Here is a 14,925-nt window from a genome sequence, read left to right on the forward strand (position 1 = left end):
CTCAGACGTTCCGGAAGCGGTTGATGGCGTCGACGTGCCGGCCGCGCATCTCCTCGTCGCGCACGCCCAGGCCCTCCTCGGGCGCCAGGCACAGCACGCCGACCTTGCCCTGGTGGAGGTTGCGGTGGACGTCGTACGCGGCCTGGCCGGTGTCCTCCAGCGAGTAGACCCTGGAGAGCGTCGGATGGATCTTGCCCTTGGCGATGAGCCGGTTGGCCTCCCAGGCTTCGCGGTAGTTGGCGAAGTGGGAGCCGATGATGCGCTTCAGGGACATCCACAGGTAGCGGTTGTCGTACTCGTGCATGTAGCCCGAGGTGGAGGCGCAGGTGGTGATGGTGCCGCCCTTGCGGGTGACGTAGACGGAGGCGCCGAAGGTCTCGCGGCCGGGGTGCTCGAAGACGATGTCGATGTCCTCGCCGCCGGTGAGTTCGCGGATGCGCTTGCCGAACCGCTTCCACTCCTTGGGGTCCTGGGTCTGCTCGTCCTTCCAGAACCGGTAGCCCTCGGCGCTGCGGTCGATGATCGCGTCGGCGCCCATCGCCCGGCAGATGTCCGCCTTCTGCTCGCTGGAGACGACGCAGATCGGGTTGGCGCCGCCGGCCAGTGCGAACTGGGTGGCGTAGGAGCCGAGGCCGCCGCTCGCGCCCCAGATGAGCACGTTGTCGCCCTGCTTCATGCCGGCGCCGTTGCGGGAGACCAGCTGGCGGTAGGCGGTGGAGTTGACCAGGCCGGGGGCCGCGGCCTCCTCCCAGCTGAGGTGGCCCGGCTTCGGCATCAGCTGGTTGGACTTCACCAGCGCGATCTCGGCGAGTCCGCCGAAGTTGGTCTCGAAGCCCCAGATGCGCTGCTCGGGGTCGAGCATGGTGTCGTTGTGGCCGTCGGACGACTCCAGCTCGACGGAGAGGCAGTGCGCGACGACCTCGTCGCCGGCCTGCCAGGCGTTGACGCCCGGGCCGGTGCGCAGGACGACGCCGGCCAGGTCGGAGCCGATGACGTGGTACGGCAGGTCGTGGCGCTTGGCGAGCTCGCTGACCCTGCCGTAGCGCTCCAGGAACCCGAACGTCGACATCGGCTCGAAGATCGAGGTCCACACGGAGTTGTAGTTGACCGAGGAGGCCATCACGGCCACCAGGGCCTCGCCCGGGCCCAGCTCGGGCACCGGCACCTCGTCCAGGTGGATCGACTTGCGCGGGTCCTTGTCGCGGGTCTCGAGGCCCGCGAACATCTCGGTCTCGTCCTTGTGGACGGTGATCGCGCGGTACGACTCGGGCAGCGGCAGGGCGGCGATGTCGGCCGACGTCGAGTCGGGTGACTGGATCGCGGCCAGGATGTCCTTCATGGTCACGGTGTTGCCTCCGGCGGTGAGCGCCCTGAGGGAGGGGCGCTGAGGGTTACGTCGGTGCTGCTGAGGGTTGTGGTGAGGGGTGCCGTCGGTTCGGCGGGAGGGTGCTGTTCGGCAGCGCTTTGTGGCGCGGGAGGGTGCCTGTGACGCAGGCGCCGGGCACGCAGGCGGTCGCTTGCGGGGACAGCCCGGACACCTTCAACGTATGACACCGCGTGTCACCCCGCAAGGCACTGAGTGCCAGAACTTGCTCTCAGATGAAATCTTTACCCATCAGATGAGCGATGATCGATCGAACGAGGATCGGGCGGGCCGCGAAAAGGGGCGTTGACATGCAAAAACGGCCACCCGGTGGGTGGCCGTTGTCACACAGACGGTGGAGCGGGTCAGCGCTCCTTGAGTGCTTGTTCGATGGTGCGCATGACCTCGTGCAGCGGCGCGTCGGTCCGCGCGACCGTCACCAGTACCTCGCCCCGCACGGAGGCCGAGGAGGCGGCCGGCCGCGCGGAGGAGGCCGTGGAGCGCCCGGCGCCGATGCCGGTGCCGAACGTCTTCCGCACGATCGCGAAGGCGTGGTCGAGCTGGTTCTCCACGTCCCCCTGGCCGCCCGCTCGCAGCCAGCGCCGCAGCACGTGGTTGTGGGCGGTGACCACGGCGGAGGCGGCGACCTCGGCCAGCAGCGGGTCGTCGTTGGCGTCGTCGTCGTGCGCGTGCTCGTCGAAGTGACCGAGTAGATAGCGGGTGAAGAGACGTTCGTAGCGGGCCACCGACGCGATCTCCGCCTCGCGCAGGGTGGGCACCTCACGCGTCAGCTTGTACCGGGCGACCGAGATCTCCGGCCGGGCCGCGTACATCTTCATGACTTCCTTGATGCCGCGGCACACCGTGTCGAGCGGATGCTCGTGCGCGGGTGCCGCGTTGAGCACCGCCTCGGCGCGGACCAGGGTGTCGTCGTGGTCCGGGAAGATCGCCTCTTCCTTCGAACGGAAGTGGCGGAAGAAGGTGCGGCGGGCGACCCCGGCACGGGCCGCGATCTCGTCGACGGTGGTCGCCTCGTACCCCTTGGTCGCGAACAGCTCCATCGCCGCTGCCGCCAGCTCCCGGCGCATTTTGAGCCGCTGGGCGGCGGCTCGGTTGCCGGCCGCGCTCTCCGGCGCGTCGGGCGTAGCTGGTGTACGTGAGGACTTGGCGGGCTGGGACATGCCCCGAACGTACTGCATGTGCACGCAATCATGCGCGTGACCGGGGATTCCCCCGCCCGGGACGGGCGGGGGAGAACCGGCGGGGGAAGGCGGGGAAGCCCCTGCCGGGGAGGCCGGGGAAGACGCGGCCGGATCGAGCAGCCCGCCCCAGTCCTCCTCGGACCGGAACCAGTGGCCGGGACCGGGCTCAGCGGCGGGCATGTTCGCGGAAGCCGCGACCCGTCTTGCGGCCGAGGCAGCCCGCGGCCACCAGGTGCTCCAGCAGCGGCGCCGGAGCCAGGCCCGGGTCGCGGAACTCGCGGTGCAGGACCTTCTCGATGGCGAGCGAGACGTCCAGCCCGACCACGTCCAGCAGCTCGAAGGGGCCCATCGGGTAGCCGCCGCCGAGCTTCATCGCCGCGTCGATGTCGTCGAGGGTCGCGTAGTGCTCCTGCACCATCTTCACGGCGTTGTTCAGGTACGGGAACAGCAGCGCGTTCACGATGAACCCGGCCCGGTCGCCGCAGTCCACGGCGTGCTTGCGGACCTTGGCGCAGACCTCGCGGACGGTGGCGTGCACGTCGTCGGCGGTCAGCACCGTACGCACGACCTCGACCAGCTTCATCGCCGGCGCCGGGTTGAAGAAGTGCATGCCGATCACGTCCTGCGGGCGCGAGGTGGCGCGGGCGCAGGCGACGACGGGCAGCGAGGAGGTGGTGGTGGCCAGCACCGCGCCCGGCTTGCAGACCTTGTCCAGCGTGGCGAACAACTGCCGCTTGACGTCCAGGTCCTCGGCGACCGCCTCCAGCGCCAGATCGACGTCGGCGAAGTCGTCGTACGTCCCCGTCGGCGTGATCCGCTCCAGCGCCTGCGCGGCGGCCTCCGCGGTCAGCCGCCCCTTGTCGACGCCGCGCGCCAGGGACTTGCCGATACGGGCCCTGGCCGTTCGCGCCTTCTCCGCGCTGCGGGCGGCGAGCACGACCTCGTACCCGGCCTTGGCGAACACCTCGGCGATGCCGGACGCCATGGTGCCGGAGCCGGCCACGCCCACCGCGCGGACGGGACGGCCGGGGACCGGGGTGTCGCTCGCACGCGGGGACGAGGCATCCGGCACGACGACCGCGCTGCCCGGCGCCTCGTAGGTGTAGAAGCCGCGCCCGGCCTTGCGGCCGGTCAGACCCGCCTCGCTGAGCTGCCTCAGGATCGGTGCCGGAGCCTGCAGACGGTCGTGGGAGGCGGCGTACATGGCCTCCAGGACGGTGCGGGCGGTGTCCACGCCGATCAGGTCCAGCAGGGCCAGCGGGCCCATGGGCAGGCCGCAGCCGAGCCGCATCGCGGCGTCGATGTCCTCGCGGGAGGCGTAGTTCGCCTCGTACATCGCCGCGGCCTGGTTGAGGTAGCCGAACAGCAGCCCGTCGGCGACGAATCCGGGCCGGTCGCCGACCGCGACGGGTTCCTTGCCGAGGTCCAGGGCGAGGTCGGTGACCGCCGTGACGGCGCCCGGCCCGGTCAGCACGGAGGAGACGACCTCCACCAGCCTCATCGCCGGTGCCGGGTTGAAGAAGTGCAGGCCGAGCACCCGCTCCGGGCGGGCCGAGTCGGCGGCCAGCCGCGTCACGGACAACGCGTTGGTGCCGGTCGCCAGGACGGTCTCGGGGCGCACGATTGCGTCCAGCTCCCGGAAGACCTGCTGCTTGATCTCGTACGACTCCGGGACCACCTCGATCACCAGGTCGGCGTCGGCCGCCGCCCGCAGGTCGGTGGAGGTACGGATACGGGCGAGGGTGTCGGCGCGTTCCTGCCCGGTGAGGCGTCCGCGCTCGACGGCACGGGCGGTGGAGGACTCCAGTGTGGCGACGGCCGTCGCGGCCTGCGCCTCACTGATGTCGATGCCGACGACGTCACGGCCGGCCCGGGCCAGGACCTCGGCGATGCCGGTGCCCATGGTGCCGAGGCCGACGACGGCGACGCTCCGGATCGGGGACAGAGGGGTGTCGGACGGGGGAGTGGCCATCGCGGGACTCCAGGAATGAGGGTGACGACGGGAACACGCCCGGGTGCGCCGAGGGGCGCACCGGGTGCGTGCGGAAGGGAGTGGAGTGCGGGTGTTGCCGGGCTGACTGGCGCACACGCCCGGTGCCGTCGCTCAGGGCGTGCACACGCCCGCGCGGCGGTCTGCGACCGGCCCTGTCCCGAGGCCGAGCCGTACAGCGGTACCTGAGACCCGGATACTTGGTCTGCTTGGTCCACCGGGTACCTGGAGTACCGAACCGACTGCTCTCTGCGCTCACGGCGGCCGCGTCACCAGACCGTCGTGAGGAGTACCGCGAGTGGGTAACTCGCTCGTCTGAGATTAACTCGCGGGTAACGAGCGCGCCAGCCCCCGGTGTTCGTGATGTACGTCCCACAGGTCCTGTGAGGCCCCTAACCTCGGTGTCATGGACGAAGAGTTGCGAACGCTCACGGAGCGCTTACGGGCCGAAGCGGCGGCGTCGGGCGCTCAGGGCGCTCAGGGTGCCTCGGCGGCGTACGACCGGCTCGTGGCGAACGGGGACCTGGACGAGCTGGCCGCGGTGCTCACCGAGCAGGGACAGCCGCTGTGGGCCCGCGAACTGGCCGCGTTCCGGCTGGGCGTGGCGGGGGACCGGCGGGCCTTCGAGTCCCTCGTGCTGCTGCTGAACCACCGCGATCCGCCGCGTTGCGCCTCCGCCGCCCACGCCCTCGCCCGCCTCGGCGACCCGCGCACCGCCCGCGCCGCCGCCGCCCTGGCCACCAACGAACTGCGGGTCGCCTACGCCCTGCACCCGGTGCGGCTGCTGGTCGGACTGCGGGCCCCGGAGGCCGTGCCCGCCCTCATCACCACGCTGGAGCGACGGCTGCGCCCGCACGACCCGTACCGGCGCGTGGCGCTCGCCTGCGTCGACGGCCTCGGCACACTCGGTGACGACCGGGCACGCCCCGTCCTGAACGACGCCCTGGCCCACCCGGCGCTGGCTCAGGCGGCGGTGCGGGCGCTGGCGCGCATCCCGGGGCAGCGATGACCCGTCAGCCGGTCAGTGCTCTCGAGTACCGCACCTCGGGCACGATCACCCCGTCCACCTCGAACGGCTCCTCGGCACCGTCGGCGTGGAAACCCGCCCGTTCGTAGAAGCGCCGGGCGCGGGCGTTGCCCTCGAGCACCCACAGCAGCATGCGCGCGTGCCCGGCGGCCGCGCACCGGCGTACCGACTCCCCGAGCAGGGCCTGCCCGAGGCCGGTGCCCAATCGCCCGGCGTCGACGTACAGGGCGTACAACTCCGCGTCGGCGGTGCGCGGTTCGCCGCTCCGGTACGGACCGTGGCAGGCCCAGCCGACGACCTGGCCGGCGTCGTCCTCGGCGACCAGGTTCACCATGCCGTCCGGGGCGCGGGTGAGGAGGTCGCGGCGCCGTTCGGCGTCCTCGCTCACGTCGAGCCTGTCCAGGTACGGCTGCGGCACGAGCCCCCGGTAGGCCGTCCGCCAGCCCCGGACGCGGATCGCGGAGACGCGGTCGCAGTCGTCGAGTGTCATCTCCCGCACCCGTCCCCCGCTCATGGGGCCACGACCGCGAACGCCTCGATCTCCATCAGGAACTCCGGCCGGACCAGCCCGGCGACCCGGACCGCCGACGCGGCCGGCAGCCGGTCGTCGGGTATGTGCTCGGCGCGGGCCGCGCGGATCGCGGACATGTGCGCCATGTCCGTGACGAAGAAGGTCAGCTTCACCACGTCGTCGAAGGTCGCCCCGGCCGCCGCCAGACACCTGCGCAGGTTCTCGAAGACCTGGCGGGCCTGAGCCGCCGGATCGTCCTCGCCGACGAGCTCGCCGTCCTCGTCCAGGGCGAGCTGGCCGGAGACGGCCACGAACCGCCCGGTGCCGAGGACGACATGGGTGTACTGGGCGGCGGGCGCGACGCCGTCGGGGGCGGGAATCCTGGTCAGCTCACTCATGCGTCCATGGTGGACCATGGGTCTGACAACGCCCCCGTACTATCCCCGGAATCCCAGCAGTCCGTGCAGCGTCGAGCCGCGCGAGGACGTCGACGCAGCCTTCGCCTCCAGCGGCTTCGGGCCGGGCAGTGCCGGGCACACCGCGTCCGCCTCGCCGTCGCCGTCGCCGTCGCCGTCGCCGTCGCCGTCGCCGACGCCGACGCGGCGCGGCACGGTGCCGTCGGCCAGATACGCGGCCAAGTGCTCGTCCAGGCAGGTGTTCCCGCTCAGTGTGATGCCGTGGCTCCCGCCGCCCTCCTCGACCACCAGGCGGGAGCCGCGCAGCAGCCGGTGCGCGGTGAGGGCGCCCTCGTACGGGGTGGCCGCGTCACCGGTCGCCTGGAACAGCAGGGCCGGCGGCAGCTCGTGGTTGGCGACGTCCACCGGCCGACGCGAGTCCGTGGGCCAGAACGCGCACGGCGCGTTGTACCAGGCGTTGTTCCATACCATGAAGGGTGCCTTCTCGTACACACCCCAGTGGGTGTCGCGCCACTCGTCCCAGTCACGCGGCCAGCCGGCGTCCCGGCACTCCACCGCGGTGTAGACGCTGTAACCGTTGTCGCCACCGGCGTCCACGGCCCCGAAGTTCTCGTACGCCTCGACGAGCGGACCGGTGTCCCCGTCGTTCACGTACGCGGCGAACGCCTCCGCCAGGTAAGGCCAGTAGCCGTTGTAGTACGCGCCGGGCAGGAAGGTGTCCTCCAGCTCCGAGGCGCCGACCTTCCCGCCGGCCGGCGCCTTCACCAGCGCCGTCCGCATGGCGTACCAGGCGGCCTCGATCCGTCGCGGGTCGGAGCCCAGCCCGTACGCCGCGTCGTGCTCGGCGGTCCAGGCCAGGAAGTCCTGGTGGCGGTCCTGGAAGGCGAGGTCCTGGTTGAGGTTGGCGTCGTGCCACACGTCCGTCGGGTCGACGACGGAGTCCAGGGCCAGGCGCCGCACCCGGTCCGGGTGCAGCTTGGCGTACACGGCGCCCAGATAGGTGCCGTACGAGTAACCGAAGTAGTTGATCCGCTTCGCGCCGACCGCCCTGCGGATCGCGTCCATGTCCCGTGCCGTGCTGACCGTGTCGATGTACGGCAGCACGTCCGCGTACTTCTCGCCGCAGGCCTCGGCGAAGGACTTCACCCGCGCGAGGTTGGCCTTCTCGACGTCCGGCGTGGTGGGCACGGAGTCCGGGCGCACCGGGTCGAAGTGGCCCGGCCGGCAGTTCAGGGCGGGCTCGCTCTCGCCCACACCGCGCGGGTCGAAGCCGATGACGTCGTACTGCGAGGCCACCTCGGCGGGCAGCGAGGACGCCACGAACCCGGCGAGCGTCAGCCCGCTGCCGCCCGGCCCGCCCGGGTTCACCAGCAACGGCCCCTGGTACTTCTCGGCGGTGTGCGGAACGCGGGACAGCGCCAGTGTGATCTGCTTCCCGTCCGGACGCGCGTGGTCGAGCGGCACGGTGAGGGACGCGCACTGGAGCGACGGGTAGTCGTCCGTGCCGCACTTCTCCCAGTCGGGCTCCGCGGCGTAGGGGGCGCCCACGGGGTGCGGAGCACTCGCCCCGGCGGGGACGGCCGTGACGGTCCCTGCGGCGATGACGGCGGCGCCGCACAGCAGGGCTGCGCGTTGTCTCATGGCGTCCTCCGAGGACGGAGCGGCTTGCGGCCCGCGCGGGTCGCGGTCCTCGCCGCATCGTCCCGGAGAGCGCCTCGGGAAGAACGCCGCCGGACCGTGCTTGACCCGATCGGGTCGGCAGATGCCCTCGAATGCTCCCGGGCCGGGTCGTACGGCGCCGGTCGGACGCCGTGCTCGCCGTGCACGTGGGCCGGTCACCGCGGCAGGCACGGAGGCGCCGGGCGGGATTCGGACTGGTTCTCAGCTCCTGGCACAGGCGTGCACCGACCGTCCCTGCCGGGGTTCAGAAAGACCTAGGATCCGTCAACGACCCGGACTAAAGTCCCGGGCTTGCAGAACGGGCACCACTGGCTGGGGTGCTGCGTTTGCGTCCTGTCCCACGTCCCGGTCGGGGAAGTGGGTCTGGGGCGGTTGACTGCGCCCCGCGTCGCCACAACTCCCACGCTCTCGCGCGGATGTTGCGGGAGCCGTTCCGGTCCGCGTGATCAACGAATCCGCAGGACCGGCATACGAACCGGGCCTGGGAGACCCGGTTCGCCCTGTCGATGTGGCCGCATTCGGCGCAGGTGCGGGAGGTGTACGCCGGATCGACGTACACCACCGGCACCCCCACCTTGCGGGCCTTGTACGCGATGAACTGCCCCAGCTGGGCGAAGGCCCAGCTGGAGTGGGTGGCCCGTTGGGGCTTGCGAAGCCGTACCCGCTCACGAATGCCCGTCAGGTTCTCCAGGGCGATTCCGCGACCGGTGCGTTCTGCCTCGGCCACCACACGTGTCGCGATCTTGTGGTTGATGTCCTTGGCCCGCCGCGCTTCTTTGCGCCGCCGTTTCCTCAGCCGACGCCTGGCGGATGGGGTGTTCTTCTTCTGTAGCTTGGTGCGGAGCGTGCGCTCCCGGCTACGGGTGCGGTTGAGCTCTCGTCCGGCCATGATCTCGCCGTCGCTGGTGGTGGCGATGTTGACGACGCCCAGGTCGATGCCGAGGAAGTCCACCGGAGCGGTGTTCGGCGGCGCTTCGGGGACATCGCAGGTGGCGTTCAGGAACCACATGCCGTCCCGACACAGCAGATCGGACTCGCCCCTGCGGTACAGAGCCAGGGTCGCCATCTGCTCCGGTGAGGCCGTGAACGCCACGTCCTTCACCCGCCCGGCGGTCGTCCAGACCGAGACCCGGCGCCGGTCGATCTGCCAGGACAGCATGCGGTCGTCGTAGGGCTGCGCGCCCGCCGGGCGGAAGGCGACCGGCTTCTCCACCGCCCCGCGGTAGCGTTCCGAGCCCGGCCTGCCCAGGTTCCCGGCCTTCAGGTTGGCCTTCAGCGTGACGTACGCGTCACACACCTTCTTGATCACGTGCTGGGCGGCCTGCGCACCCAGGTTCCACCGGGCCCTGATCTCGGTGTAGGTGTGCTCGCGCAGCGCGAAGTTCCTCTTCACGTCTTTCTCGAAGGCGACCTCGCTCGCCCAGGTCGCCGCTTCGTTGCAGGCCCGCAGGGTTGCCTCCAGCGCCGCCGCCTGCACCGGCGTCGGCACCAACTTGACCTGCACCATCAGCTTCACGATCAACAAACCTACATACCCGTACGACCAGCCACCGTACGTTCGCCATGCGTCACCCGGCCGAGTGAACCCGCCACTTCCGGCGCACACGGCTCCGCCGGACACGACACTCGGCCGCTTCGCGGCCAAGCACACACGAGCGATGCCGCGGCGCTCCGCGCCGCGACCACGAGGATGCGATTCCTCCCAAGACTGAAATCCTGGGGTTCCTCGCAAGAATCTGCTGAATGCCGCGCCATGAGACAGAAAGGAACAGGGACGTTCAGCTCCCGACGAGTACACCGGCCGACCTCGCGTCCGCGTTGCGCACCTGCCTGACGCCGCTGAAGTCGGGGGGTGTCTACGACGGCGTGTTCGGGTACGTCCTGCACGGCACGGGACCGGAGATGCTGGCCGTACTGGACGACCCGCGATCCACGAAGTACGCGCGGATGGTGTCCGGAAGCGGCAACTGGCCGGACGAGAGCGTCGCCGCCGTCGCGGACCTGCATCCGGGATAGCTCGGCGGCCACGCCGCCAACTTCGACGACTACGGTGACCCGGTGGCCTCCGCCGCGTACGCGGAGCAGGACGAAGAGGTCTTGGACCCCGACGACTGGGTCCTGCTCGCGCAGTGGGTGGGCTTCCCCATGTCGACCGTGTACTGGACCATGCCCCGCCAGTACCTCGCGGCACTCCGCTTCGACCGGGTCACCGTCCTGATGCACGCCAACCCCTGACCACCGGGGGAGCGCCGGCACGCGACCGCCCGGGGGAGGCCGTGGTCGGGCGCGCGGTCCGGGCCGGGTGCGCACGGCGGGAGCCGGGCGGTGGTGAGCCGCCCGGGTACGACCCGACGCCCGGGCGGCGGCGCCCGGCTGCGCGCCCGCACGGACGGTGGCGGACGTCGCCCGGTGTCCTCTTCGAACGCCTGCCGTGGTACGCGGTCACGCGCGGCGGCGTCATCTGTCAGATGAGGGAGAGTTGGACCGGCTCGGTCGGCGTGGGCGTGGGCGCGGGCTCGGGTTCCGGTCGCGTGATCCGTCGCGGCGTCCCCGCCCGCGCGGGTCCGATGCCGTACTCCCGCGCCAGGTCGTGCACCTGTCGCGTGATCCGGCGCTGGTACCACTTCGGGGCGTAGGCGCCCTCCGCGTACAGCCGCTCGTACCGGCGTACGAGGTGGGGGTGGTGCTGCCCGAGCCAGCTCATGAACCACTCCCGGGCGCCCGGACGCAGATGCAGCACCAGGGGCGTCACCGACGTGGCGCCGGCGGCGGCGATCGCCCGCACCGTCGCGCGCAGTTGGGCCGGTTCGTCGCTCAGGAACGGGATGACCGGCGCCATCAGCACACCGCAGCCGATGCCGTGCTCGCCGAGGGTACGTACGACCTCCAGGCGGCGTTCCGGCGCGGGCGTCCCCGGTTCCACGGTGCGCCACAGCTCGGGGTCGGTGAAGCCGACCGAGACCGAGATCCCCACGTCCGTCACGCGTGCCGCCCGCGTCAGCAGGTCCAGGTCACGCAGGATCAGCGTGCCCTTGGTCAGGACCGAGAACGGGTTGGCCCGCTCGGTGAGGGCCGCGATGATGCCCGGCATCAGCCGGTAGCGGCCCTCGGCGCGCTGGTAGCAGTCGACGTTGGTGCCCATCGCGACGTGCTCGCCCTGCCAGCGCCGCGAGGCCAGCTGGCGGCGCAGCAGCTCGGGCGCGTTCACCTTGACGACGATCTGTGAGTCGAAGCCGAGTCCTGTGTCGAGGTCCAGGTAGCCGTGCGTCTTGCGCGCGAAACAGTACACGCACGCGTGTGTACAGCCCCGATAGGGGTTCACCGTCCACTCGAACGGCATGCGCGAGGCGCCCGGCACCCGGTTCAGGATCGAGCGGGCCCGGACCTCGTGGAAGGTGATGCCGCGGAACTCGGGCGTGTCGAAGGTACGGGTGGTGACCGCGTCCGCGCCGAACAGTGCGGGGTCGGCGGCTCGGGCGTGGTCGGAGTCCGTGAGGTTCTCCCAGCGCATGGCGCCTCCTCGGTAGTGCTGCGCCCACACAATAGAACACTTGTTCCCTTGATCGTGCGGACGAGTCGCGCCGGTCCGCTTCGCGCCCCCGATTTGGTGGCCGGGCGGCGGGGTGGTTGGCTTGCCCCGACCCCGAGAACCAGGCCCTGGAGGTACCCGATGGCGCAGGTCGAGGCGGAGACGGAGCGGATCGTCGCGGCGGACGCGGAGACGGTGTTCGACACCCTCGCCGACTACAGCGGCACCCGCGAGAAGCTGCTGCCCGAGCACTTCAGCGAGTACGAGGTCCGCGAGGGCGGCGACGGCGAGGGCACCCTCGTGCACTGGAAGCTCCAGGCCACCAGCAAGCGCGTCCGCGACTGCCTGCTGGAGGTCACCGAGCCGACCGACGGGGAACTCGTCGAGAAGGACCGCAACTCCTCCATGGTGACCACCTGGCGGGTCACTCCGGCCGGGGAGGGCAAGTCCCGCGTGGTGGTCCTCACCACCTGGCAGGGCGCCGGCGGCGTCGGCGGCTTCTTCGAGAAGACCTTCGCGCCCAAGGGGCTCGCCCGGATCTACGACGCGATGCTCGTCAAGCTCGCCGCCGAGGTCGAGAAGTAGCCAACGAGCAGATGTGACAGGGATGTTGAGCGGCCATCGACCGTCTCACCGGTTCGAGTGATATCCATGCGATTCCGCTGTATGCCGTAACTCTTCGCACTTGTTCGCAGTTGTCGCCTCTGGTGGCAATTGTGAGCAGGTGTGACGAGGGGAGCGGTACGTGGGCGGGATCACTCTGGTGCAGGACGAACCGGTCGCCGCACCCCCGACGCCTCCCGAACCCCCCGCTCCCGCACCGGAGTGGGATGCCGGGCTGAGCCCGCGCCGGGTCCGGCTGGTCTTCGTCGGACTGATGCTGGCGCTGCTGCTCGCCGCCCTGGAGCAGATGATCGTCGCCACGGCGCTGCCGAAGATCGTCGGCGAGCTGCACGGTCTGGACAAGATGTCCTGGGCGATCACCGCCTACCTGCTCACCTCCACCGTCGGCCTGCCGATCTACGGCAAGCTCGGCGATCTCTTCGGACGCAAGGGCGTCTTCCAGTTCGCCATCCTGGTGTTCATCGTCGGCTCGGCACTCGCCGGGCGGGCGCAGACCATGGACCAGCTGATCGCCTTCCGCGCCGTGCAGGGCGTCGGCGCGGGCGGCCTCATGATCGGTGTGCAGGCGATCATCGCGGACATCGTGCCGCCCCGCGAACGCGGCCGCTTCATGGGTCTGATCGGCGCCGCCTTCGGGCTCGCCTCGGTCGCCGGCCCCCTGCTGGGCGGCTACTTCACCGACCACCTCTCCTGGCGCTGGTGCTTCTACATCAACGTGCCCTTCGGCCTGGTCACCATGGCTGTCGTCGCCGTCGTCCTGAAGCTGCCCAAGCCGCAGGTCAAGCCCCGGCTCGACATCCTGGGCGCCCTGCTGCTCGCCGCCGCCTCCACCTGCCTGGTCCTGCTGACCAGTTGGGGCGGCACCGAGTACGAGTGGGGCTCGAAGGTCATCCTCGGTCTCGCCGCCGGAGCGGTCGCGGCCACCGTCCTCTTCCTCGTCGCCGAGCACTTCGCGCCCGAACCACTGATCCCGCTGCGGCTGTTCCGCGACTCCGTCTTCAACGTCACCGGCCTGGTCGGGCTCGTCATCGGCGTCGCCCTGTTCGGCGCCGCCAGCTACCTGCCGACCTTCCTGCAGATGGTCGACGGCGCCACCGCCACCGAGTCGGGCCTGCTGATGCTGCCGATGATGGGCGGCATCGTCGGCGCCTCGATCATCTCCGGGCAGATGATCAGCCGGACCGGTCACTACCGGATCCACCCGATCCTCGGCGGAGCGCTGTCCGTCATCGGCATGTGGCTGCTGTCCCGGCTCGACGCCGACACGCCCCGGCTGCACTACAGCCTCTGGATGGCGGTCCTCGGCGCCGGCATCGGCATGGTGATGCCCGTCCTGGTCCTCGCCGTGCAGAACTCCGTGCGCCCCGCCGACCTGGGCACCGCCACCAGCGCCAACAACTACTTCCGGCAGATCGGCGGCAGCGTCGGCGCGGCCATTTTCGGCACCCTCTTCGCCGACCGGCTCACCGACGCCCTGGCCGACCGGATCCCCGCCGAAGCGGGCACCGCCCTGCCCGACGCCGAGGCCATCACCCCACAACTCGTCCACTCCCTGCCCCCGGCGCTGCGCGACGCCTACATCGGGGCGTACGCCGACGCCATGCCGCGGATCTTCCTCTACCTGGTGCCGGTGCTCGTCCTCGGGCTGCTCATCGCCTTCTTCCTCAAGGAGAAACCCCTGGTGTCCCACAACGCCCCCGTCACCGACCCGCAGACCGCACAGCCCGTCGCCCCCGTCCCGCAGGCACGCTCGCCGTACGCCGCAGGCATCCCCGTCTGCGGCACGGTGCAGCACCCCGACGGCACCGTCGTGCCCCGCGCGGCGCTCACCCTCATCAACGTCGGCGGGCAGCAGATCGGCCGGGGCGCCAGCGGCGACGACGGACGGTACGCGCTGGCCACGCCCGGCTCGGGGTCGTACGTCCTGATCGCCGCGGCCGGCGGCCACCAGCCGCAGGCGGTCTCCGTGACCGTCGGCGAACGCCCGGTGGAACTGGACGTGGTCCTCGGCGGCGCCGGGCGCCTGGCCGGCAGCGTGCTCACCGCGGACGGCAGCCCCGTACGCGACGCGACCGTCACCCTCACCAACGTCCACGGCGAGGTCGTCGCCACCACCCGCAGCGGCCGTGAGGGCGGCTACGTCATCACCGAGCTGGTGGCCGGCGAGTACACCCTCGCCGGCAGTGCCCCTGCCTTCCGCCCGGCCGCGCTGCCCGTCAGCGTCCAGGCCGCCCGGGAGACCCGCCAGGACGTGGAGCTGGCCGGCGGCGCCGTACTGCGAGGCACCGTGCGCGCCAGTGGCGGACGGGCCGTGGAGGACGCGCGCGTGACGCTGCTCGACGCGGCGGGCAACGTGGTGGACACGATGACCACCGGGCCGGACGGCACCTTCCGGTTCGTCGACCTGTCGTCCGGCGAGTACACCGTCATCGCCGCCGGCTACCCGCCCGTCGCGACCGTCCTCCAGGTGGCCGGCGGCGGCCGTACGGAACGCGACCTCCAGCTCGGGCACGAGGACTGAGACCGGACACCGGCGCGCGGGCGCGCGCCGGTGTGTTCGCGCGCCACCAATTCCCCCGTTGC

The 14,925-nt window shown here is 71.2% G+C and carries 13 protein-coding genes; 5 read left to right on the forward strand and 8 right to left on the reverse strand.

Going from position 1 to position 14,925, the window contains the following annotated elements:
• Position 1: 1 nt before the first annotated feature.
• The 3 genes from ccrA to QC283_RS11395 all read right to left on the reverse strand — a co-directional run bounded on the left by ccrA (position 2) and on the right by QC283_RS11395 (position 4,537).
• Complete coding sequence (ccrA, locus tag QC283_RS11385; protein ID WP_279561480.1) at positions 2–1,339, reverse strand: crotonyl-CoA carboxylase/reductase; 1,338 nt, start codon at positions 1,337–1,339, stop codon at positions 2–4.
• A gap of 389 nt (positions 1,340–1,728) precedes the next feature.
• A complete protein-coding gene (locus QC283_RS11390) occupies positions 1,729–2,544 on the reverse strand; it encodes a TetR family transcriptional regulator (RefSeq protein WP_279561307.1) in 816 nt (271 codons plus the stop codon).
• Between the two features lie 187 nt (positions 2,545–2,731).
• Entirely contained in the window at positions 2,732–4,537 is a 1,806-nt protein-coding gene (locus tag QC283_RS11395; protein WP_279561308.1) for a 3-hydroxyacyl-CoA dehydrogenase family protein, read from the reverse strand.
• A 424-nt stretch (positions 4,538–4,961) separates the two neighbouring features.
• Here QC283_RS11395 and QC283_RS11400 point away from each other — a divergent pair, with 424 nt between their 5' ends.
• Positions 4,962–5,564: an adenylosuccinate lyase gene (locus tag QC283_RS11400; protein WP_279561309.1), complete on the forward strand. Its 603-nt coding sequence runs from the start codon at positions 4,962–4,964 to the stop codon at positions 5,562–5,564.
• 4 nt (positions 5,565–5,568) lie between these two features.
• Here QC283_RS11400 and QC283_RS11405 read toward each other — a convergent pair whose 3' ends face one another.
• The 4 genes from QC283_RS11405 to QC283_RS11420 all read right to left on the reverse strand — a co-directional run bounded on the left by QC283_RS11405 (position 5,569) and on the right by QC283_RS11420 (position 9,696).
• The gene (locus tag QC283_RS11405) at positions 5,569–6,072 is read right to left on the reverse strand and encodes a GNAT family N-acetyltransferase (RefSeq protein ID WP_279561310.1); all 504 of its coding nucleotides are present in this window, start codon (positions 6,070–6,072) and stop codon (positions 5,569–5,571) included.
• A gap of 20 nt (positions 6,073–6,092) precedes the next feature.
• Positions 6,093–6,491, reverse strand: a complete 399-nt coding sequence (locus QC283_RS11410) for a RidA family protein (RefSeq protein ID WP_279561311.1) — start codon at positions 6,489–6,491, stop codon at positions 6,093–6,095.
• A 39-nt stretch (positions 6,492–6,530) separates the two neighbouring features.
• A complete protein-coding gene (locus QC283_RS11415; protein ID WP_279561312.1) occupies positions 6,531–8,150 on the reverse strand; it encodes an alpha/beta hydrolase in 1,620 nt (539 codons plus the stop codon).
• Positions 8,151–8,466: 316 nt separating this feature from the next.
• Positions 8,467–9,696, reverse strand: coding sequence for an RNA-guided endonuclease InsQ/TnpB family protein (locus tag QC283_RS11420; protein ID WP_279561313.1), 1,230 nt, complete (start codon positions 9,694–9,696; stop codon positions 8,467–8,469).
• Between the two features lie 236 nt (positions 9,697–9,932).
• Between QC283_RS11420 and QC283_RS11425 the strand changes: the two genes are divergently transcribed.
• Complete coding sequence (locus QC283_RS11425; protein WP_279561314.1) at positions 9,933–10,205, forward strand: hypothetical protein; 273 nt, start codon at positions 9,933–9,935, stop codon at positions 10,203–10,205.
• Between the two features lie 42 nt (positions 10,206–10,247).
• Positions 10,248–10,424, forward strand: a complete 177-nt coding sequence (locus QC283_RS11430; RefSeq protein WP_279561315.1) for a hypothetical protein — start codon at positions 10,248–10,250, stop codon at positions 10,422–10,424.
• Positions 10,425–10,653: 229 nt separating this feature from the next.
• Here the strand turns inward: QC283_RS11430 and QC283_RS11435 are convergent, their stop codons facing one another.
• Complete coding sequence (locus tag QC283_RS11435) at positions 10,654–11,700, reverse strand: Rv2578c family radical SAM protein (protein WP_279561316.1); 1,047 nt, start codon at positions 11,698–11,700, stop codon at positions 10,654–10,656.
• A gap of 159 nt (positions 11,701–11,859) precedes the next feature.
• Here QC283_RS11435 and QC283_RS11440 point away from each other — a divergent pair, with 159 nt between their 5' ends.
• Together QC283_RS11440 and QC283_RS11445 are read left to right on the forward strand one after the other, a co-directional pair.
• Positions 11,860–12,303, forward strand: coding sequence for an SRPBCC family protein (locus QC283_RS11440; RefSeq protein WP_279561317.1), 444 nt, complete (start codon positions 11,860–11,862; stop codon positions 12,301–12,303).
• 160 nt (positions 12,304–12,463) lie between these two features.
• A complete protein-coding gene (locus QC283_RS11445; protein WP_279561318.1) occupies positions 12,464–14,863 on the forward strand; it encodes an MFS transporter in 2,400 nt (799 codons plus the stop codon).
• The last annotated feature ends 62 nt before the right edge of the window (positions 14,864–14,925 follow it).

Origin of the sequence: Streptomyces sp. DH41 (genome assembly GCF_029813785.1) — a bacterium.
In the GTDB taxonomy this organism is placed as follows: Bacteria; Actinomycetota; Actinomycetes; order Streptomycetales; family Streptomycetaceae; genus Streptomyces.